This window comes from Paenibacillus sp. FSL K6-4396 (assembly GCF_038002525.1).
Taxonomy (GTDB): Bacteria; Bacillota; Bacilli; order Paenibacillales; family Paenibacillaceae; genus Paenibacillus; species Paenibacillus amylolyticus_B.
The window spans coordinates 334,950-356,566 of the sequence record NZ_JBBOCR010000001.1 but is presented as its reverse complement, the minus strand read 5'-3'; the positions used below and the strand labels follow the sequence as shown (position 1 = coordinate 356,566).

Here is a 21,617-nt window from a genome sequence, read left to right as displayed (position 1 = left end):
AAACTAGATTCGAAACGAAACATGCGAATTATCACTTGCATATTTGGATAAGCCCTCGACCGATTAGTACTGGTCAGCTCCATGCATTGCTGCACTTCCACCCCCAGCCTATCTACCTCGTCGTCTTCAAGGGGTCTTACATACTGGGAAATCTCATCTTGAGGGGGGCTTCACGCTTAGATGCTTTCAGCGTTTATCCCGTCCGTACATAGCTACCCAGCGGTGCTCCTGGCGGAACAACTGGTACACCAGCGGTACGTCCATCCCGGTCCTCTCGTACTAAGGACAGCTCCTCTCAAATTTCCTACGCCCACGACAGATAGGGACCGAACTGTCTCACGACGTTCTGAACCCAGCTCGCGTACCGCTTTAATGGGCGAACAGCCCAACCCTTGGGACCTACTTCAGCCCCAGGATGCGATGAGCCGACATCGAGGTGCCAAACCTCCCCGTCGATGTGGACTCTTGGGGGAGATAAGCCTGTTATCCCCAGGGTAGCTTTTATCCGTTGAGCGATGGCCCTTCCATGCGGTACCACCGGATCACTAAGCCCGACTTTCGTCCCTGCTCGACTTGTAGGTCTCGCAGTCAAGCTCCCTTATGCCTTTGCACTCTTCGAATGATTTCCAACCATTCTGAGGGAACCTTTGGGCGCCTCCGTTACTCTTTAGGAGGCGACCGCCCCAGTCAAACTGCCCACCTGACACTGTCCCCGCACCGGATTACGGTACCAGGTTAGAACCTAGATACGATCAGGGTGGTATCCCAACGTTGCCTCCACACAAGCTGGCGCTCATGCTTCAAAGGCTCCCACCTATCCTGTACAGATCGTACCCAAATTCAATATCAAGCTGCAGTAAAGCTCCATGGGGTCTTTCCGTCTTGTCGCGGGTAACCTGCATCTTCACAGGTATTAAAATTTCACCGGATCTCTCGTTGAGACAGCGCCCAAGTCGTTACGCCATTCGTGCGGGTCAGAATTTACCTGACAAGGAATTTCGCTACCTTAGGACCGTTATAGTTACGGCCGCCGTTTACTGGGGCTTCGGTTCACAGCTTCGGGATTACTCCCTAACCACTCCCCTTAACCTTCCAGCACCGGGCAGGCGTCAGCCCGTATACTTCGCCTTACGGCTTCGCACAGACCTGTGTTTTTGCTAAACAGTCGCTTGGGCCTTTTCACTGCGGCCCCCTCGTGCTATTCACACTACCGGGGCACCCCTTCTCCCGAAGTTACGGGGTCATTTTGCCGAGTTCCTTAACGAGAGTTCTTCCGCGCGCCTTAGAATACTCTTCTCGCCTACCTGTGTCGGTTTGCGGTACGGGCACCTTCACCTGGCTAGAGGCTTTTCTTGGCAGTGTGAGATCATGACCTTCGCTACTACAATTTTCGCTCCCCATCACAGCTCAGCCTTACAATGTGCGGATTTGCCTACACATCAGCCTTACTGCTTAGACGGACATCCATCAGTCCGCGTCACTACCCTACTGCGTCCCCCCATTGCTCATAACGGCTTACGGTGGTACAGGAATTTCGACCTGTTGTCCTTCGACTACGCCTTTCGGCCTCGCCTTAGGTCCCGACTTACCCTGAGCGGACGAGCCTTCCTCAGGAACCCTTAGGCTTTCGGCGGATCAGATTCTCACTGATCTTTTCGTTACTCATACCGGCATTCTCACTTGTATAATGTCCAGCGCTCCTTACGGTACACCTTCAACCCTTATACAACGCTCCCCTACCCCTGATGCATTGCATCAAGCCATAGCTTCGGTGGTGTGTTTAGCCCCGTTACATTTTCGGCGCAGAGTCACTCGACCAGTGAGCTATTACGCACTCTTTCAATGGTGGCTGCTTCTAAGCCAACATCCTGGTTGTCTGTGCAACTCCACATCCTTTCCCACTTAACACACACTTGGGGACCTTAGCTGATGGTCTGGGCTGTTTCCCTTTTGACAATGGATCTTAGCACTCACTGTCTGACTCCCGGAAGTAAGTCTATGGCATTCGGAGTTTGACTGAGCTTGGTAACCCTTGCGGGCCCCGCACCCAATCAGTGCTCTACCTCCACGACTCTGTTTTCCGAGGCTAGCCCTAAAGCTATTTCGGGGAGAACCAGCTATCTCCGAGTTCGATTGGAATTTCTCCGCTACCCCCACCTCATCCCCGCATTTTTCAACATGCGTGGGTTCGGGCCTCCAGTGCGTGTTACCGCACCTTCACCCTGGACAGGGGTAGATCACCCGGTTTCGGGTCTACGTCCACGTACTAAGTCGCCCTATTCAGACTCGCTTTCGCTGCGGCTCCGGCTCTTCACCTTAACCTTGCACGGGAACGTAACTCGCCGGTTCATTCTACAAAAGGCACGCCATCACCCCTAAAACGGGCTCTGACTTTTTGTAAGCACACGGTTTCAGGTTCTATTTCACTCCCCTTCCGGGGTGCTTTTCACCTTTCCCTCACGGTACTGCTTCACTATCGGTCGCTAGGAAGTATTTAGCCTTGGCAGATGGTCCTGCCGGATTCATACGGGGTTTCACGTGCCCCGCACTACTCGGGATCCGTCTCGGAGGGAACCAACTTTCAACTACAGGGCTTTTACCTTCTTTGGCGGGCCTTTCCAGACCTCTTCGCTTAACCGGTTCCTTTGTAACTCCATGTGAGACGTCCCACAACCCCAAAGAGCAAGCTCTTTGGTTTGGGCTTCTCCGCGTTCGCTCGCCGCTACTGACGGAATCACTATTGTTTTCTCTTCCTCAGGGTACTTAGATGTTTCAGTTCCCCTGGTATGCCTCTGCACAACCTATGTATTCAGTTGTGAGTAACTGGAAATTACCCCAGCTGGGTTTCCCCATTCGGACACCCCCGGATCAAAGCTTGCTTACAGCTCCCCGAGGCAGTTTCGTTGTTCGCCACGTCCTTCATCGGCTCCTAGCGCCTAGGCATCCTCCGTGTGCTCTTAGTAGCTTAACCAGTTTGCTCCGGTTTTGGCTGCTCGCTTCCCTTGTTTTGGACTACGTCCAAAGCCAAAAGTCACTCCCATCCAATACCATCGCAAAAGCAATTAAGTACCAATTTATTAAACTTGTTTAACACAAGTTCAGCTAAAAAGGAATGTTCTAATTCGCGTTTGTTTCGTTTCGATATCTAGTTTTCAAAGAACAAGCTCCATGCAAAAGCAAGCTGTTTTGAGAGTTTGAGCTCTCAAAACTGAGCAACGAGTGAGTTGCTTGTGCTCTTCATTTCATCCACACCGAAGTGATGGACCAAAATGAATCGCTGTCGCAGGTTCTAAGAACCTGCTTATTTGAATGTTTCCGTTGCAGGAAACGATTCTCCATAGAAAGGAGGTGATCCAGCCGCACCTTCCGATACGGCTACCTTGTTACGACTTCACCCCAATCATCTATCCCACCTTCGGCGGCTGGCTCCTTGCGGTTACCCCACCGACTTCGGGTGTTATAAACTCTCGTGGTGTGACGGGCGGTGTGTACAAGACCCGGGAACGTATTCACCGCGGCATGCTGATCCGCGATTACTAGCAATTCCGACTTCATGCAGGCGAGTTGCAGCCTGCAATCCGAACTGAGACCGGCTTTGTTGGGATTGGCTCCATCTCGCGATTTCGCAGCCCGTTGTACCGGCCATTGTAGTACGTGTGTAGCCCAGGTCATAAGGGGCATGATGATTTGACGTCATCCCCACCTTCCTCCGGTTTGTCACCGGCAGTCTATCTAGAGTGCCCACCCGAAGTGCTGGCAACTAAATATAAGGGTTGCGCTCGTTGCGGGACTTAACCCAACATCTCACGACACGAGCTGACGACAACCATGCACCACCTGTCTCCTCTGTCCCGAAGGAAAGGTACATCTCTGTACCGGTCAGAGGGATGTCAAGACCTGGTAAGGTTCTTCGCGTTGCTTCGAATTAAACCACATACTCCACTGCTTGTGCGGGTCCCCGTCAATTCCTTTGAGTTTCAGTCTTGCGACCGTACTCCCCAGGCGGAGTGCTTAATGTGTTAACTTCGGCACCAAGGGTATCGAAACCCCTAACACCTAGCACTCATCGTTTACGGCGTGGACTACCAGGGTATCTAATCCTGTTTGCTCCCCACGCTTTCGCGCCTCAGCGTCAGTTACAGCCCAGAGAGTCGCCTTCGCCACTGGTGTTCCTCCACATATCTACGCATTTCACCGCTACACGTGGAATTCCACTCTCCTCTTCTGCACTCAAGTCACCCAGTTTCCAGTGCGATCCGGGGTTGAGCCCCGGGATTAAACACCAGACTTAAATGACCGCCTGCGCGCGCTTTACGCCCAATAATTCCGGACAACGCTTGCCCCCTACGTATTACCGCGGCTGCTGGCACGTAGTTAGCCGGGGCTTTCTTCTCAGGTACCGTCACCTTGAGAGCAGTTACTCTCCCAAGCGTTCTTCCCTGGCAACAGAGCTTTACGATCCGAAAACCTTCATCACTCACGCGGCATTGCTCCGTCAGGCTTTCGCCCATTGCGGAAGATTCCCTACTGCTGCCTCCCGTAGGAGTCTGGGCCGTGTCTCAGTCCCAGTGTGGCCGATCACCCTCTCAGGTCGGCTACGCATCGTCGCCTTGGTGAGCCGTTACCTCACCAACTAGCTAATGCGCCGCAGGCCCATCCCCAAGTGACAGATTGCTCCGTCTTTCCAGTTCCCTTCAGGCGAAGAAAACAATTATTCGGTATTAGCTACCGTTTCCGGTAGTTGTCCCAAACTTGAGGGCAGGTTGCCTACGTGTTACTCACCCGTCCGCCGCTAAGTATCAAGGAAGCAAGCTTCCTATCAACTCCGCTCGACTTGCATGTATTAGGCATGCCGCCAGCGTTCGTCCTGAGCCAGGATCAAACTCTCCAATAAAGTATTGAAAAGAGCGATAAGCTCATTTTGAATCTGACGAGATTAAAAATCTCATTTGTGCTCCAGTCGATTCAAGCCAAGGCTTGTTTCAAACTTTCGCGTTCATTCTGCAAGCAGAATGTTTACTCACTCGTTGTTCAGTTTTCAAAGATCAAACTTGTTTCGTTACCGAATGTCGTTCTCTTCAGCAACTCTTATATAATATCATGTCCGCACCAACTTTGCAAGCTCTTTTTTTAAGTTTCTTTCGAAGCTCATTTCAACCGCTTGCCGCACCGTGTAAACCGTGTTTTCTTGGCCGGAATTAGAATATATCATGTACAGATTTCAATTGCAAGTCTTTTTTTCATAAAATGATAATCAACCCACATCATCAGCACAATATGTAATGTGACGCTCCTGTACATACAAATAACTCTCAGCATCCTTATTACGGTGCTTCTAATATACATATCCATTAAACATAACCAGGGCAGCCATTTCCACTGCGATTGCAGTGAACATTTTCTTGTGACTAGCCCTAGTTTTCGGAGATCTCAGTTTTCTTTCCTTCTATAATAAATAAGAAAGTCTATTCCTTTGGTACAGCTTACACATTCCGTTTCACTTCTCAGTGCTTACAATATGCGCTTACCAAGTAACGAAGCAATTAGTTCCACGCCAAGTCGTGCCGTATGTCTATTTTGATCAAACAACGGATTCACCTCAACCAGTTCCATCGACGTAACTTGATTTGTGGAAGCAAGTATCTCCAATGCATAATGTGCCTCTCGGTAATTCAGACCACCCGGTACTGGGGTGCCCACACCCGGAGCTTCCCGTGGATCCAGACAATCCATGTCGAAGCTGACATGAATACCATCTGTCCCTTTATCCGCTGTAGCTATTGCTTCCTCAATAACTTGCTTTATTCCCATACGGTCAATATCATGCATCGTAAATGCTCGGATACCCAGTCCCTTAATCTGCTCTTTCTCATACTCATCCAAATCACGCAGACCAATATAGACCAAGTTGGACGGATCAATAAACGAGCCTGCTCCAGCAATGTGCGATAGATTGAATGCAGTATGCCCCAAGGATGCAGCCACACTCATGCCATGCATATTACCAGACAAGCTCCGTTCTTCCGTATTCAAGTCTGCATGCGCATCAAACCAGATCACACCCAAATTCGAATAGTGCGCTGTTAATCCGGCTAAAGTACCGATCGCTACACTATGATCTCCCCCAAGCACAAGTGGGAAAGCCCCCTCCTCTACTGCGCCTGATACTTCACTACACACCTTCTCACTGACCTGACGCACCTCATTTAAGTGTTTTACACGATTTCGCTCAATAGGGGCAACAGGTTCAGAAGGACAATCTACCCGCACTTCTTTGGAAAGCACTAGCCCAAGACTCGCAATCTCCCGCTTAAGCCCAGCTGTAATCAATTCATCAGGCCCCAACTCTGCTCCACCTCTTGCTCCACCGAGTCCAAAAGGAACTTTAATGATAGCAATATCACGTCGCACAGATGTTTGACTTGTATCAATAGAAGTATCTTTTATTTCACCATGTACATCATCATCATTTTTCATGTGGGTCAGCTCCCTCATTGTTGATCAATACCTGCTCAATTCTCTCCAGTGCCCAGTCAATCTCAGTCTCTTTAATCGTCAATGGTGGAGCAAATCGAATGGTTGTCTCATGGGTTTCTTTACACAGCAGTCCAGTAGACATCAAACGCTCACAATAGGGACGGGCTGATTCATACAGTTCAACACCAATAAATAAACCTTTCCCCCGAATATCCCGTATGGCTGAACTGTGGATACCTCGAAGTCTTTTCATAAAATAGTTCCCCAGACGCTCCGATCGCTCGGCAAGCTTCTCATCTTCAAGAACTTTCAGAGCTGCTATAGCCACGGCGCAAGCGAGTGGGTTACCCCCAAACGTAGAACCATGAGACCCCGGCTCAAACAAATCAAGTATCTCCGAATCAGCAGCGATAGCCGAGATGGGCATGACTCCTCCCCCCAACGCTTTGCCCATAATCCAGATGTCTGGTTCAACACCTTCCCAGTCGGAGGCAAAACGGCGACCCGTTCTTCCAAATCCGGTCTGGATCTCATCAGATACAGTCAACACCTGCTGGCTCTTACACAGAGCAAAAGCTTCAGCCAAATATCCATCAGGCGGGATAACGATTCCAGCTTCGCCCTGAATAGGCTCTACAAGAAAACCAGCCGTATTTGGCGTAATGGCCTTTTTCAGCGCTTCTATATCTCCATAGGGAATAATCCGGAATCCAGGTGTGAACGGTCCAAAATCTTTTTTATACTCCGCTGAAGAAGAAAAGGACGTAACCGTCAGAGTTCTTCCATGAAAGTTACCAGAGCATACGATAATCTCGGCTTGATTCTCCGGTACACCTTTGCAACGATAAGCCCATCTACGTACCGCCTTCACCGCAGTCTCCACCGCTTCCGCTCCTGTATTCATGGCGAGAATCTTCGATTTCCCCGTGAATTGTGAGAGTTTCTGATAAAAAAGAGAAGCGGAGCTGCTGTGGAATGCCCGTGATGTCAGCGTAACCTGATCTGCCTGATCCTTGAGCGCCTGTATGATCACAGGATGTCTATGACCATGATTCAATGCAGAGTATGCACTTAACATATCCATATAACGGCGGCCTTCGGGGTCTTCCACCCATACCCCTTCCGCCTGTTCAATAACAATAGGGAGCGGATGATAATTAGGTGCAGCATAACGCTCCGACCAATCCATTAACATTTTGGAATCTGACATACACACCCAACACCTTTCCAAAATATTGTATACAAAATACAATAACAATGTATGCGATGCCATCGCCATTTACGACTACATCTCTCTTTTTCCACTCCAGCCTACTCCAAGCCTTTCTCGAATCCAATCCTATATCAATAGTTAGCGAGAAATAGACAGTCTACGTTCCAACCAAGAGAGTAAATTAGCCAGTGTAAATGTGATTATAAAATAGAGGCCGGCGGCAACAAGCAGCGGAGCAAGCGGCTGGAACGTAACACCCTGAATCGTTCTGGCCGTGTATATAATCTCGGCTATGCCGATCATGGAGACAAGCGAAGAATCTTTAATGATAATAATGAATTCATTACCGATGGCTGGAAGCATGTTACGAAAAGCCTGCGGCAGTATAATATAACGAAGTGTCATACCATTTGTCATACCGAGGGAGCGCGAAGCTTCGGTCTGTCCTTTATCAATCGCTTGAATCCCGGCCCTGAACACCTCCGCCATATAAGCCGAGCTATTCATCGTCAGAGCTACCACCCCCGACATAAATGCCGGTAAGTTCACACCTATAACCGTCAGACCATAATGAATAATAAGAATCTGTACGAGCATTGGTGTTCCTCGAATGAGTTCAATATACGCCGATGCCACCAATTTAATTGGCCATATTCGGGATAATCGCATTAATGCCATGATCACACCAAGTAACGTCCCAAACAGAACACCGAAGAAGGAAAGCTCAAGCGTGACCCACGCACTTCGTGCATAATCCTGCCAATGTTCTAATAGAAAGGAAAAATCTAAATTCACGGCATATCCCTCACTCGTCCGGTTTATTCACCGAGCATCTCATTCGCTTCAACGACGAACCGTTCAATATCTCCGTTTGTTTTGAGCTTTTCCAATGTAGTGTTGATCTGATCCAGCAACTTCTGATTACCTTTCTTCACCGCGATGGCCGAACCACCCTCGTCTTCAGCCTGTTCAATCTTCACACCTGCAACAACAAGCCCCTCTTGGTTTTTCACATACTGTTCAGCCACCGGCTTCTCCAGGATGAGTGCGTCTACACGCCCCGTCTGCAGCTCCAGAATCAGTTCAGGTATTTTGGCCAGAGAAGTGAGCTTTGCCCCCTCTATTTCCTGAGCAATCCCTTCCTGAATGGAACTCTTTTGCACGCCAACCTGCTTGCCTGATAGATCACCTATGGACTTTACTGCGGTATCTCCCCCTCCTCTAACAAGTACAGCCTGCTCTGCATAATAGTAGATATCCGTAAAATCAACATTCTTCTTTCGTTCTTCGGTAGGGGTTAAGCCTGATATTACAAAATCAACCTTATCTGTACCGAGAGCCATAAGAAGGCCATCAAAGTCCATGTCCTCAATCTTCAGCTCGGCTCCCAGATCAGCCGCAATGGCTTTGGCAATCTCGATGTCAAAACCTACAATAATATCTTTACCATCGATTTTCTTATGAAATTCATAGGGTGCATAGTCCGCACTGGTTCCAAGTACAATTACTTCCTTTTCCGCAGAGCTACTGCCCGAAGACGAAGTAGCGTCTGATCCGGTTCCTGTCGTTTTTTCCTGCCCACATGCGGACATGAATACAACCACTAACAGCAGAATCATTGGCAACAATACTTTTCTCACACAGCATACCCCTATTCTTTTTTGGACTTAGTAGCTTAATGATAAATTTGTATACAATATACATAAGACAATATATGGACTTATATGTAAGTAATACTAACAAATAAATCGGTTTATCACAATCATTATTTAAACATTTATACGCTTTAATTCCATAAAATGTGCTATATATGACACGGCATTTACATCGGCTGAAACATGAAGTTTGCTTGCCCAACTTCCCCCTCGGTGTTAAGATGATAAAAACTTGAAACTCCTGAACGGCGCGTACAGCACAGCCTCACACCCATCTATTTATTCACTATACATAGAAAGGAGGATTCGGTATGGAGGTACCCAAATACCGGTCCTTGAAAGATCACGTATACGATTACATTGCCCAGAAGATTCAAGACGGGACGTTACTTCCCAACCAGAAGATCAACGAGGCCGAGATATGCAAAAAGCTGGACATCAGTCGCACACCTACTCGGGAAGCCCTTTTCCAGCTGGCTTCAGACAATCTGCTGCAATACATCCCACGCAGGGGATTTATTGTCACTCCTTTTGATGCAGGCAAAAAACTGGAGTTTTCCCAAGCAATCGGTGTGCTGGAGGCACTTGCTGCCACACTTGCAGCAGACCATCTCAGACCATCTGAACTTTTGGAGATGGAGACTCTGGTTGTTCGAATGGACGAGGATATCAGCCAGCTTGATCTTGCTGCCTACAACAAAAACCAGTATCAGTTCCATAATCTGTACATTCAGCGATGTGGTAACGCTACAGTCATTGAGATGTTAAATACATTGAAAAACAGTTTCATCCGCCAGTCGTATGTTAGTGATAATAAACCAAAGCTATCTGAGGTACTGTTGGAAGTTAATGAAGAGCACCGACAAATTTTAAGTGCTTTTCGAGCCAAAGATAAGAACCAACTGGAAGCCCTACTCAAACACCATTGGCGGATTATCGACAACGATATGCTGTAGTACGTGCTGTCGAAACAAACCAAAGGCAACCCACACGATTGTGTGAGTTGTCTTTTTCCTATTTTTCGTTTTTGACCTCCAACGGTGCTTTAGCCGCAAAAACAGCATATCCCAACTTATTGCCGTATTTCGCGAGCAAACGATCATTGGTTTGACTCATTCGCTGCATACGTTCATCCTCAAACCAATTCATATCGATCTCGCGATGCGGATCATGATCAACGCCCCATTTTCCCATGGATCGCGAATGTTCTTTGACTTCAACCTTGGTGAAACCACACTGTTTGAGGCGTTTTCTCCATGCTGTGGCCGTTACCAGGGTTCGTATACCGTAAAATTGCTTTAACCTGCGACACATCAATTCGGTCTTCTGGCCTGATAAAACCATCTCCCGATCCACCAAAAGTCCACCGGGCTTCAACACTCTTCTATACTCAGCAAATGCACTCCGCCATGGGGTAAAGATCGTAACCGACTCCACGAATACCATATCAAAATGATCTTCCGGGAAAGGTAACGATGCTACATCAGCCTGAACAAAACGAACATCCACCCGCTCTCGTCTTGCTCGCCGAACGGCCTTATCCAGCATCTGACGATTAAGATCAATCGCTGTTACTTGATAACCCCTTTTAGCCAAATAACACGCAGTCCTCCCAGTGCCACATCCAATCTCAAGGATATGACTATCCACAGGCAGAGATAAACTCTCCAGCAACTTCAGCGTTGCCAAAAATCCTCCGGGATGGGCACTCCCCTCCCCTAACCGAGCCAGCATGTCATGATAATCCATGCAACATCCCCTCCTCACTCCTCCCAGTGTATGGAATAGACTCAAAAACGGCTCCTCCCTATTCGATTTACCGGGTACTCGTCCATACCAAATCCTCTTTTATTTACTATGATATACAAACCGTTGAATTCAAGCGGCAACCGCATCTAATGAGGAGGATATGCATGTACAGAATTAATCGGGTATGTGAGGAAACGGTTTCTCCGCACGTTGGACGTTCCGTTTGTCTTGTTATGAAAGACGGTAAGCATATGTATGGTACGCTTAGCCAATGTCGTGATGGCAAAGTATATTTGAACGGATGTTTCGAAGGACCACGGCTATGTTCAGTCAAATCCAAACAACAGCTGGTAAAAGGCAGCAAGAAAAACGCTGTTGCATCAAAGAAAGTTAAATCTTCGGCCTATGGTCCATATGGTTACGGAGGATACGGTGGGGGTTACGGCTATGGAGCGGGAATCGATCTGGCTCTGGTAGCAACATTGTTTCTGCTGCCATTCCTGTTCATCTAAATTCCAATCTGATCGTGGTAAAATTGTAGTCATAACAAAGACCCTTTTTGCTTATAGCGAAAAGGGTCTTTATCTTTTTCATACAATTCACGTCAATTACACTATATTTTCTGTTAAAAAATGATACAAAAAAAGGCATTCGCCAAAACGAATGCCGGGAACTTCATATTTAATACCCTTACCTTCGCACAGGGTGTCTATTTAATCTTAAAAAAAAACACCTCGTTAGAGGCGGGTAAGCTATGTTAAATCCGATTTCCTTTAGGCATCGTTTTCAGATTACTATTCGAATTCTCAAGCAATGGTAGCATCCTAGTCGTGCTGACCATCTCAGAAGCACATATCGGACAAGTAGGTACGTTATCAAACGCAAAATTGTCCCGCATCCATCCTTTGCACGTATCACTCGTACATTCCCAGATTGCCGCATCAGCTTGTGGAATCTCTTCCAACGGTTTTTTGCGATTATACATGACTTCTACCCCCTTTGTTATGGAAAAACATCTAACCGACGTTATTTCACAGAAGCCTACACTTAGCGGAAGTTTCACGTCCCACCGGACTCCTACCTCGACAACTAATGGGTCGACTTTTTATATAACTGATCAAAAAAAAGAAGCTGCCTTTACCATTATAACATGTTAAAGGCAGCTATGCTTTAATTACAGTTTTACAACTTCTTCTGCTTGAGGACCACGGTTTCCTTGTACAATTTTAAATTGCACGCGTTGACCTTCGTCCAGCGTTTTGAAGCCTTCGCCTGTAATAGCGCTGAAGTGTACGAATACATCTTCTCCGCCTTCAACTTCGATGAAACCGAAGCCTTTATCAGCGTTGAACCATTTTACTGTTCCGTTTTGCATGTGAATTACACCTCCAAATAAAGATTAACATGTTCCTTTGTTCTTTGCAGCAAGCAAATAAAAATTCACACATTGAAAAAGGTACCAGTCATAAACCTATAAGTGATCGCCCTTTACAATATATGAATTAGGTTTTCCACTCTCTACAACTTGTTTTTATTATAACTCCAATTCAGCCAAAAAGCAAATCTTTGTATTTTCTTTTCAAACAGCTTTGGAAATACATGTTATTAACACGTGTGGGGCCAGGGTTTATCACGCTTATGTGCCTGGTCACTTGTGTACGGTCTTATGAAAGGATATGCAGATCTAATCCATCTTATACATTTTTTATATAATATTCTGACATGCATATCCAACACAACCAATGAATCATCTTAACCCAGTATAACACACTATGTCCATGCCCACATAAATGCATCCCTATCCCAGGCGATCTGCCCACGATGAAGCTTACGGAAAGCTTTCTTCACTTCTTTGGACAATGATGTATTGCCGTTCTCGTTCACAAAAACAAACTCTTCGCCGAAATGGGTCTTCACATATTCTATGGCAGCTTCCTGATGAAGTGTTCCTGTGAATTTAATCTCCTGTACCATCCATTCTGCTACACCTTGTGCTGTCTTCTCCACTATATCACCTACTGTCTAAACCTTAATGTACGGATGAGCAGACCTCGTATCATGAACATATCTGTCTTCCCGCCAGACTGAAGTATACCATGATCCAACTGCTGACGGGAAACTGTATGATAACTACTTTCAAGCAATACCCGCAATACTTTAATGAACAACCGTATTCGCTTGCTCACTCCCTTTGGATGGAATAGACGAATTTGTTCGAATGCTCCACACTAACCATGCACAGTAAGCAATCAGTACTGCCAGTATAAACAGATCATAAGGCAGTGTACCTGTGTCCTCCAGGTCATTCCCTAGAAATTGAATCAGATTATGTATGAAATGAAACAATATAAGCGGTACGATATTTCCGTTCTTCAGCATCAATAACGCCAGTACAACTCCCAGGAGCAGCGCATAGATCAATTGCATGATCGTATCCGTCATATCCTGACCAGACAATGCGTTCAGCAGATGTGTAATCGAAAACAATATGCTGGAGGTCACAACTGCGGCCACTGCACTTTTTTGAAGCAATGTTTTGAAAATAAGTCCACGATAGATCGTTTCCTCAACAAAAGCTACGAGCAAGGTAAAAAAGATGAAAAAGGCTACCCGTGACAAGCTCAGCTCCCCAAATCCTTTCAGTGAAAGTGTACCCAGTACAAGGAGTAGTGGAATATAATACTTTGCGTGGCCAGCCGGGATACTTCGCAAAGATCGGAATCCAGTCTCTCCCCACTTGCGCCTTAACGTCAGATAGATCATCAGAACAATTGCGATTGGTGTAAAGGAAATGAGTACAGGGGAAGTGTAGTCTAGTTGCTTTATCGTTGCAATAGCCCCTGCTGCAAATACGGCTAACAGGAGAAGCAGCTCAATAATTACAACGGTGAGCACAGGTTTGCGCTCGGAAAAGGAATGTTTAGGCTTGGATTGCGCATTAATCATACATTTGCCTACCTCGTTTCATTTATGTTTTCCGTTGTCATAAGAACTTATATGCCAATATAGTTGTATCACATCATCCGTATATTGAATATCCCTATTATGGATAAAACTATAAAAGTAACAAAAAAGAGACTTATACTAACCTCTTTTCCCCTAAAATCAGGTATGGCTTATACCTTTATCTGTCCATTATAGTATTACAAGAGTTCAATGCTGCAGGGGTGTCGCGACTCTTCAGCGTCATATATCTATGAAGTACCCATTAACGATAGTTTCACAATGCATAATGAAATCAGGGGGATACTATGAAAGCATTCTTTCAGCGCTGGGGGCATTTACTGGCTATTCTGTGCATACCGCTCCAAGGCTCCATTTACGTATTTCTAGGCAGCAACACCGGAAGTGATGTCTTCTACAATTATGCCTGGATTGATACACAGATTCCTTTTCTCAAAGAATTTATTTATCCGTACATTAGCTGGATGCCCATTCTGTATCTTGGATTTCTCTATTTGGGTCTGACGAACAAGCCGCTATTCTGGCGCACGCTGATTACCTATAATGTTGGTGTCATGGCTGCCAATGTCTGTTTTGCGATTTTCCCTACTCATGTCCCGCGCCCTGAGATCGGCGGAACTGATCTGAGTAGCGTGTTAGTACAGTTTATCTATACAAATGATGCGCCCTTCAACTGTTTCCCAAGTGTTCACGTTCTGACCAGCTATTTGCTGTTTATTGTGATCAACAGACACTTGAACTTTAAGCCTATGGCACGGATTTCTTGGTCGGTATGGCTGTGGTTGATTATTGCTTCGACGGTGTTTGTAAAACAGCATTCCTTGCTGGACATCGCCGGCGGCATTTTGTTTGCTGAGGCCGCGTATTGGACTGTACATGTCTTTGCTCTTCGTCTTGGGCAGGCACGAAAAAAAGGCAAGCAGCCACTCACAGCTTCTAACCCAAGCAGTCATGTATAACGACATTTATATATGTAACAGGTGGGATGATGATCCTGCTATACAGCAAAAGAGGGCCTAGGCCCTCTTTTTTTGTACTCATTGAATTAAGCCTACTTATATAGAAGAACTTTATTTGGGTTGGACTACGCGTTTCATGCTATAGGTGGCCGTTCATGAAGAAGGTCAGACGGTGGACTTCCGGTTATACGTTTGAATATGCGGTAAAAATAAGACAGATCCCGGTAGCCGAGAAATTCGGCAATTTCCTGGATGGAGAGTTGTGACTCGGTGAGCAGATATATGGCTCGTTTCATCCGTTGATCATGGACATATTGACTGATGGTCTGATTTGTCATGCTTTTGAATAATGCAGCAGCATAATTGGGAGTTTTTTTGATCTCGTCCCCGAGTTCTTCCTTCGTCACTTTCTCCCGATAATGCCGCTCTATATATCGCTTCATCCGTTCAACATGATTATGCCTCTCCGGCGGGATAACTCCACGATCAAGCTCCCTGTTCATATAAATCAACACTTCCATCAATAAGGCTTGGCTCATCATGACATAATAAGAAGGACGCTCTTGCCATTGTTGATAAATAGCGCTCATGCGTTGATGGATCAGTTCGTAGCATCCAGGTTTATGCCGCAATGCCTCATACCGTTCCAGTGCAGGCAAAGTTTCCATATGGTCGCGTTGCAGTTGAATTACAATCTGTGTGTGCGTTACTGTAGGAATACTCTTGCCGTAATATGGGGTACCACCTGGAATGAGGAGCAATTCACCTTTTTCCATGATCTGTTTATCACCGTTCACCCAATATACACATTTTCCATAAGTAACCAAGCTAAGCCGCCAAGTTTCTTGAGATTGCACAGCTTCTTCGTACCAACCGACACCATTAATATGTCGTACTTCAAGTGGAGTGACCATAACACACCTCATTATCGGACTATACTCTAATCATTGTACTATAGTTCATACCCTGATTCGACAGAAAACGCTACAATACACATATAAGCTTAAATATGAGGAGGAAATCAGCATGTTAAAAACAAAAATTATTTGTACCATGGGACCTGCTTGTGACTCAATCGAATTGTTAAAAGTAATGATTCAGGAAGGTATGACCGTTGCCCGTCTGAACATGGCTCATGGCGAACTGGAAGATCACGTTACACGGATTAACAATATCCGTAAAGCAGCTTCCGAACTGAACACCTATATACCGATCATGATGGACATCAAAGGGCCGGAAGTACGTATTGGTAAACTGAAAGAAGCATCCTGTCATCTGCAAGCTGGTAAAGAGCTGATCCTGACTACTGAAGAAATTCTTGGTGACGCTGAGCGTATCTCGGTAAACTATCCAGAACTGAACCTCGTTGTGAAACCTGGCGATCGTATCCTCATCGATGATGGCCTTGTGGATCTGACTGTACTGTCTGTGGAAGGATCCGATATCCATTGCAAAATCATCAGTGGCGGCATTCTGAAACCACGCAAAGGGGTTAACTTGCCAGGAATTAAAACGACATTGCCAGGTGTAACCGAGCGTGACGTTATGCACATCGGATTTGGGATCGAAAACGATATCGAAATTATCGCAGCATCCTTTGTTCGTAAAGGTGATGACATCCGTGAAATCCGCAGCATTTTGAAAGAACGCGGTGTAGACCACGTTCAGATCATCTCCAAAATCGAAAACCAGGAAGGTATGACCAACCTGGACGATATTATTGAAGCATCTGACGGCATCATGGTAGCTCGTGGAGATCTCGGTGTTGAGGTGCCAATCGAAGACGTACCCATGATGCAAAAAGAAATGATCGATAAATGTAACCGCGCTGGTAAACCAGTTATCGTAGCTACACACATGCTGGAGTCCATGCAAGTGAACCCACGCCCTACTCGTTCCGAAGTTAGTGACGTGGCCAATGCTGTACTTCAAGGTGCTGACGTTGTGATGTTGTCCGGTGAATCCGCTGCTGGTAAATATCCGGTACAATCCGTGCGCACGATGGCTGCTGTTGCTCGCCGTGCTGAAACGATGATCGATTACAAAGAGCAATTCGCACAAAAATCGGCTCAACAGATCGCTGATATTACTGAAGTTATCAGTCAGGGCGCTGTAAGTTCTTCCCTCGTACTGAATGCAAAAGCAATCATCACTTCGACTGAGAGTGGATTCACAGCACGTATGATCTCCAAGTATCGTCCAAAAGCACCAATTATCGCAGTTACACAACATGAAGAAGTATTGGCGAAAATCTGCCTGCTCTCAGGTGTCATTCCGGTTATGGGCGACAAAGTAACAACAACGGATGAAATGTTCGAATCGGCTACGCGGAACGCAATCAAAACAGGTTACATTGAAAAAGGTGACATCATTGTGTTGTCCGCTGGTGTTCCAATCGGTCAATCCGGTAATACAAACCTGATCAAAGTTCAACAAGTTTAATTCAATAGCTGAACTGAAGCTATATATCTTAGCTATAAAATATAAATAGAAATACAAAAAACCACCGGGAGCAGAAATGCTTCCCGGTGGTTTTTTATTGATGTTGTTGCCAATGATCGTGATGTTATAACAAACGGCTTCGAGATTATAGATTCCGCGAGTAATTAACCAGATCCTGTGACATGGTGTTGATCTCATCCATTGAAGCATTCACCTGTTGTGTCAGAGCTGCTTGATTTTGTGTTAACGTGGACATATTACCGATGTGCTCAAGAATCTGATCAATCAGTGTTTTCATCTTCTGCATGCTATCTTCGATATTTACTGTGGCCTCCGAACTGTGATCAGCCAGTTTCCGCACTTCACCTGCAACGACGCCAAATCCCAGTCCCAGCTCTCCCGCTCGTGCAGCTTCAATGGCTGCATTCAACCCCAGCAGATTGGTCTGACTGGCAATCTCTCGAATAAACACGGTGATATTCTTCGTATCATCTGCACTGCTTTTCACTTGAATGGCTGCATCGGCAGATAACTCCTGTGCAGTCACCAAATCCTGTGCCTGATCCGTAATCGAATTGATTCCACGCACCATCTCACCTATGGACTCCGACAATTGTTTTGTTTTCAGATTCATGGCTTCCACGATCTGTTCCTTATTCTTCTCATGGGTGACATCTCGAATGGTGCCAGCTACACGGAGCGGTACTCCATCCTGATCCCTAATGGTCTCCCCACCCGCGTGATACCACCGATACTCCCCGTCTTTGCGCTGCAGACGATAATCCAGATCGTACGGCGTACGACCACTGTAATCGTTCATATGTCTGGCAAATTCGTTAATCGTCCGATCATGGTCTTCCGGATGAAGTCGGCTGCTCCAGCTGCTGAACACATTCGGGAAATCCTGCTCGTCTTTAAACCCTAACTCTTTACGGAACTGGGGTGACCACCAAAATTCATTGTTCGGATTAACCACATCTCCAGCCACAACCGTCATATCCCACGGTGCCTCCACCAAGGCGCGGTTAACCAGATCATATCGGGTGACGAGTGCTTCTAACTCATCAGACTTGCTCTTCTCCTCATGAATATCAAACATGATGCCCAGAAGTTTGACTGGAACTCCAGCCTGATTTCGGATGACTTGTCCAAGGCATCGGAACCAGCGAGTCTCTCCACTTTTTGTAATCATACGGCTGATGACGTTATAGGCAGTTGTTGCTCTTGTGTCATTCACATGTTTCATAATCTCCTGCACCAGTTGAGGTCTGTCATCCGGATATATCGACTTCGCCCAGCTTGCAAATGAATTGGGATATTCCTTGGCATTATGGAATCCTAACATTTGGCGGAATTCATTCGAAAATGAGACGATATTATTGTTATCCAGTGGATCACCAGCAACAATTTCAGATTCCCATAATCCCACATTCATCGCCTGATTCAGCATTTTAAGGCGCATTTCCACGTCTTCGTTTTGAGCTTTCATCATATGTACTGCTTTTTTGATATTGCTAGCTATTTCATCAGTATCCTGAAACTCAATGCCATCTTCGATCCATGCGTCATAGTTGCCCTTTTCTGCGTTTGCTACCAGTTTACGACTATACTCCAGTAAATTCTGATGCGCATCTGTACGAAGGTGTTTGGTCGATTCAGTACGTTTACGAAACATGCTCATTTCTCCTCTTAGCTCATATGATATATATTTCGACATTATCAGACATTAAGTGTAGAGCAATGAACTCAATTTTGTATAAAAACAAGAACCAGCGCTGAAACAGCACTGGTTCTTATAGTAATTGCCTTTATTTTTATGAAAATAAATCTTAAATGACTGCCTCTCACCAGCTACCAGCCAAAATTCAGTGTTTTCCCCGTTTCCACCCAAGTTTTGATGCTGCTTAGAATCATCCACCAGCTGCTCTGTGCATTCGCAAAGGAAGGATGGTTATCTGTAAATTGATCATTGATCAGCGTCAGCTTCGTACACTCACCTACAGTTTCCAACTGGAAGACCACTCTGGATTGAAGCTCGGCATGATTCGCATGGTACGACGGTCCAGGATGCTCCTGATAACTAAGTCTGGACAACGGTTCAAATTCTAATATATCTCCATACACATGGACAGTCTCCGCACCATCATTGCCCGGCCCTACATAAGCAAACGGCTGGCCTGGTTGGAAATTGGTGCGAAGTTCGCTGCCGAAAAAGCTGTTCCGTGTGCCGTCTGGTGATATTAGAGCATTCCACACCTCTTCCAGTCCTGCATTGATATAAAATTCATATTTCAGTTCCATGGACTCACTCCCTTTATGTATTGGATAAGCGATCTGCCAACCTCGCACTCCTATCCTATCGTTATACCCCAAAGGCCGTATTGTAAAAACGCGACAACAGGTAAAATATAGCTCTTTATGTTTTCGGGAACGTTGTTATACCATGTTCCAAAAGGATTGCGCCCATATAGTGCTTTCCTAGAAGATCAGATATACTAAACTGGAATGAAATAACAGGTCTGTTCAAGGTAATACGACTAATTAAGAAAGGAAATGAGATATGAGCCAATCAACAAATATTATGGGTATCCCTTTTCCCAATGTCACGATGGATCAAACGGTTGCAATCCTTGATAAAGTCGTAGATCAGGAAAGCAATGAACTCTTCCATGTCATCACAGGTAATCCCGAGATTGTTATGTCCTGTCAAAAGAATGCATCTCTTCGGAAAGTCGTCGATCAAGCCGGGTTGGTCACAGCTGACGGTGCTGGCATTGTGATGGTATCCCGTTTCCGCGGTGGACAATTGACTGAACGGGTAACCGGTTGTGATCTGCTGTTTCGTTTATTGGAGGAAGGCGATAAAAAACACTGGTCATTCTACATGCTGGGAGCAGAAGAAAGTGTCAGTGAAGAGGCCGTAAAAGTTATAGCGCAACGTTATCCGGGAGTTGTTGTAAAGGGTAGATACCATGGTTACTTCCAGGCAGATGAGGAACAACGGATTGTGGAAGAGATTTGTACTGCTCAACCAGACTTTCTTATCGTGGCTCTTGGCGCCCCCCATGCGGAACACTGGATTAACAAGTATCGCCACCAGTTGAACGCTCGTGTAGCCATAGGTGTTGGAGGCAGTCTCGATATCGTGGCTGGCAAAACCAAACGTGCCCCTGCGATATGGCAGAAGCTTAACCTGGAATGGCTCTATCGCCTCCTCAGTCAACCTTCGAGATGGCGCAGGCAACTCATTTTACCCCGTTTTGCTGTGCGGGCATTGTTGTTCAGAGAACCTAAATAATGTGAGATGAGCAGGAGGGATGATTCAGATGAAACAGGTAGAACAAGGAGACAGACCAAGTATGGGCCTGTTGAATCTGAATGAAGGTGATCATAAATATCAACTGACACGCCATGCTCCTTCCGAAGCACTTCGCCCTTTTGTTAAACATTACTGGATCGTATCGTGGGATCTGACTGGACTTGAACCGTATCCCCAACATGTCGTGCCTAACCCCTGTGTCAATCTGGTTGTGGAACGTAACAATACGTTTTTCTTCGGACCATCGGGACGTAAATTCTCCTATCATGTGAGCGGGAAAGGACGTGTATTGGGCGTGAAGTTCAAACCAGGAGGGTTTTATCCCTTCCTCCGCGCTCCTGTCTCTTCATTGTACGGACAGCCGATGGATGTCTCCAGTATTCTGGACGTCACAGCGGAATCCTTGGAAGACCGGCTTCTTGGGGCGGGGGATGATGCGGATAAAACCAGTTACATCGACCAACTATTATGTGCACACCTTCCTGCTGAAGATGCTCAAGCGAGAATGGTTCATGATATTGTACAACAGATTGAACAGAACCGGGAGATGCTGAGAGTAGATGATCTGTCTTCTTATTGGAATATGCATACCCGAAAGCTTCAACGCCTGTTCAATCAGTATGTTGGCATCGGACCCAAAACCGTAATCAAGTTGTATCGTCTGCAAAATGCTGCAGAATGGATGGACCGCGGTCTTCACTGTGACCTGATTAAGCTATCTCAGGATCTTGGATATCATGATCAATCCCATTTCATCCGAGATTTCAAGTCCATTATTGGCAGTACACCAGAGGAATACTTACACGCTAGACATCCGCATGGTGAGCGCTGAGAGGTGA

The 21,617-nt window shown here is 46.1% G+C and carries 18 protein-coding genes and 2 rRNA genes; 6 read left to right on the top strand and 14 right to left on the bottom strand.

Translation table 11 applies throughout. The features are described from left to right. Positions 1-43: 43 nt before the first annotated feature. From MHB85_RS01670 to MHB85_RS01645, 6 genes are all read right to left on the bottom strand, one after another. Positions 44-2,971, bottom strand: a 23S ribosomal RNA gene (locus MHB85_RS01670). Between the two features lie 370 nt (positions 2,972-3,341). Continuing rightward, positions 3,342-4,894: ribosomal RNA gene (locus MHB85_RS01665) — 16S ribosomal RNA — on the bottom strand. Together the 16S and 23S rRNA genes form the textbook arrangement of a ribosomal RNA operon. Before the next feature lie 617 nt (positions 4,895-5,511). Further along, positions 5,512-6,477 carry an arginase gene (gene rocF, locus MHB85_RS01660; protein WP_192136429.1) on the bottom strand — a complete coding sequence of 322 codons (966 nt, stop codon included), beginning with the start codon at positions 6,475-6,477 and terminating at the stop codon, positions 5,512-5,514. Next, positions 6,467-7,687, bottom strand: coding sequence for an ornithine--oxo-acid transaminase (locus MHB85_RS01655; RefSeq protein ID WP_341072261.1), 1,221 nt, complete (start codon positions 7,685-7,687; stop codon positions 6,467-6,469). Before MHB85_RS01655 ends, rocF begins: the two co-directional genes overlap by 11 nt. A gap of 141 nt (positions 7,688-7,828) precedes the next feature. Then, complete coding sequence (locus tag MHB85_RS01650) at positions 7,829-8,485, bottom strand: amino acid ABC transporter permease (protein ID WP_091019862.1); 657 nt, start codon at positions 8,483-8,485, stop codon at positions 7,829-7,831. Between the two features lie 23 nt (positions 8,486-8,508). Then, on the bottom strand, positions 8,509-9,330 hold the full coding sequence (locus MHB85_RS01645; RefSeq protein ID WP_091019860.1) for a transporter substrate-binding domain-containing protein: 822 nt from the start codon (positions 9,328-9,330) through the stop codon (positions 8,509-8,511). 326 nt (positions 9,331-9,656) lie between these two features. On the opposite strand from MHB85_RS01645, the gene MHB85_RS01640 reads away from it, so the two are divergent. Next, entirely contained in the window at positions 9,657-10,301 is a 645-nt protein-coding gene (locus MHB85_RS01640; protein WP_036671927.1) for a GntR family transcriptional regulator, read from the top strand. Between the two features lie 58 nt (positions 10,302-10,359). On the opposite strand, the gene MHB85_RS01635 is transcribed toward MHB85_RS01640, so the two are convergent. Then, on the bottom strand, positions 10,360-11,094 hold the full coding sequence (locus MHB85_RS01635; protein WP_091019858.1) for a class I SAM-dependent methyltransferase: 735 nt from the start codon (positions 11,092-11,094) through the stop codon (positions 10,360-10,362). A 164-nt stretch (positions 11,095-11,258) separates the two neighbouring features. Between MHB85_RS01635 and MHB85_RS01630 the strand changes: the two genes are divergently transcribed. Then, entirely contained in the window at positions 11,259-11,606 is a 348-nt protein-coding gene (locus MHB85_RS01630; protein ID WP_091019856.1) for a hypothetical protein, read from the top strand. A 245-nt stretch (positions 11,607-11,851) separates the two neighbouring features. Here MHB85_RS01630 and MHB85_RS01625 read toward each other — a convergent pair whose 3' ends face one another. From MHB85_RS01625 to MHB85_RS01610, 4 genes are all read right to left on the bottom strand, one after another. Then, positions 11,852-12,079, bottom strand: coding sequence for a cold-shock protein (locus tag MHB85_RS01625; protein WP_017691121.1), 228 nt, complete (start codon positions 12,077-12,079; stop codon positions 11,852-11,854). A gap of 189 nt (positions 12,080-12,268) precedes the next feature. Further along, positions 12,269-12,469, bottom strand: a complete 201-nt coding sequence (locus MHB85_RS01620) for a cold-shock protein (protein WP_024633772.1) — start codon at positions 12,467-12,469, stop codon at positions 12,269-12,271. Between the two features lie 395 nt (positions 12,470-12,864). Further along, positions 12,865-13,101 carry a DUF6953 family protein gene (locus MHB85_RS01615; protein WP_036607962.1) on the bottom strand — a complete coding sequence of 79 codons (237 nt, stop codon included), beginning with the start codon at positions 13,099-13,101 and terminating at the stop codon, positions 12,865-12,867. A gap of 150 nt (positions 13,102-13,251) precedes the next feature. Continuing rightward, the gene (locus tag MHB85_RS01610; RefSeq protein ID WP_091019855.1) at positions 13,252-14,040 is read right to left on the bottom strand and encodes a CPBP family intramembrane glutamic endopeptidase; all 789 of its coding nucleotides are present in this window, start codon (positions 14,038-14,040) and stop codon (positions 13,252-13,254) included. Positions 14,041-14,345: 305 nt separating this feature from the next. On the opposite strand from MHB85_RS01610, the gene MHB85_RS01605 reads away from it, so the two are divergent. Beyond that, on the top strand, positions 14,346-15,017 hold the full coding sequence (locus MHB85_RS01605; protein WP_091019853.1) for a phosphatase PAP2 family protein: 672 nt from the start codon (positions 14,346-14,348) through the stop codon (positions 15,015-15,017). A 134-nt stretch (positions 15,018-15,151) separates the two neighbouring features. Here the strand turns inward: MHB85_RS01605 and MHB85_RS01600 are convergent, their stop codons facing one another. After that, a complete protein-coding gene (locus tag MHB85_RS01600; protein WP_091019851.1) occupies positions 15,152-15,931 on the bottom strand; it encodes a helix-turn-helix transcriptional regulator in 780 nt (259 codons plus the stop codon). Between the two features lie 112 nt (positions 15,932-16,043). On the opposite strand from MHB85_RS01600, the gene pyk reads away from it, so the two are divergent. Beyond that, positions 16,044-17,459 carry a pyruvate kinase gene (pyk, locus tag MHB85_RS01595; RefSeq protein ID WP_036607968.1) on the top strand — a complete coding sequence of 472 codons (1,416 nt, stop codon included), beginning with the start codon at positions 16,044-16,046 and terminating at the stop codon, positions 17,457-17,459. A 145-nt stretch (positions 17,460-17,604) separates the two neighbouring features. Here pyk and MHB85_RS01590 read toward each other — a convergent pair whose 3' ends face one another. Beyond that, positions 17,605-19,134 (bottom strand): methyl-accepting chemotaxis protein, encoded by a 1,530-nt coding sequence (locus tag MHB85_RS01590; protein ID WP_091019849.1) that lies wholly within the window; start codon positions 19,132-19,134, stop codon positions 17,605-17,607. A gap of 176 nt (positions 19,135-19,310) precedes the next feature. Then, positions 19,311-19,760: an SRPBCC family protein gene (locus MHB85_RS01585; protein ID WP_091019847.1), complete on the bottom strand. Its 450-nt coding sequence runs from the start codon at positions 19,758-19,760 to the stop codon at positions 19,311-19,313. Positions 19,761-20,019: 259 nt separating this feature from the next. Between MHB85_RS01585 and MHB85_RS01580 the strand changes: the two genes are divergently transcribed. Next, positions 20,020-20,757: a WecB/TagA/CpsF family glycosyltransferase gene (locus tag MHB85_RS01580; RefSeq protein WP_091019845.1), complete on the top strand. Its 738-nt coding sequence runs from the start codon at positions 20,020-20,022 to the stop codon at positions 20,755-20,757. Between the two features lie 28 nt (positions 20,758-20,785). Next, the gene (locus MHB85_RS01575; RefSeq protein ID WP_091019843.1) at positions 20,786-21,610 is read left to right on the top strand and encodes a helix-turn-helix transcriptional regulator; all 825 of its coding nucleotides are present in this window, start codon (positions 20,786-20,788) and stop codon (positions 21,608-21,610) included. Positions 21,611-21,617: the final 7 nt, after the last annotated feature.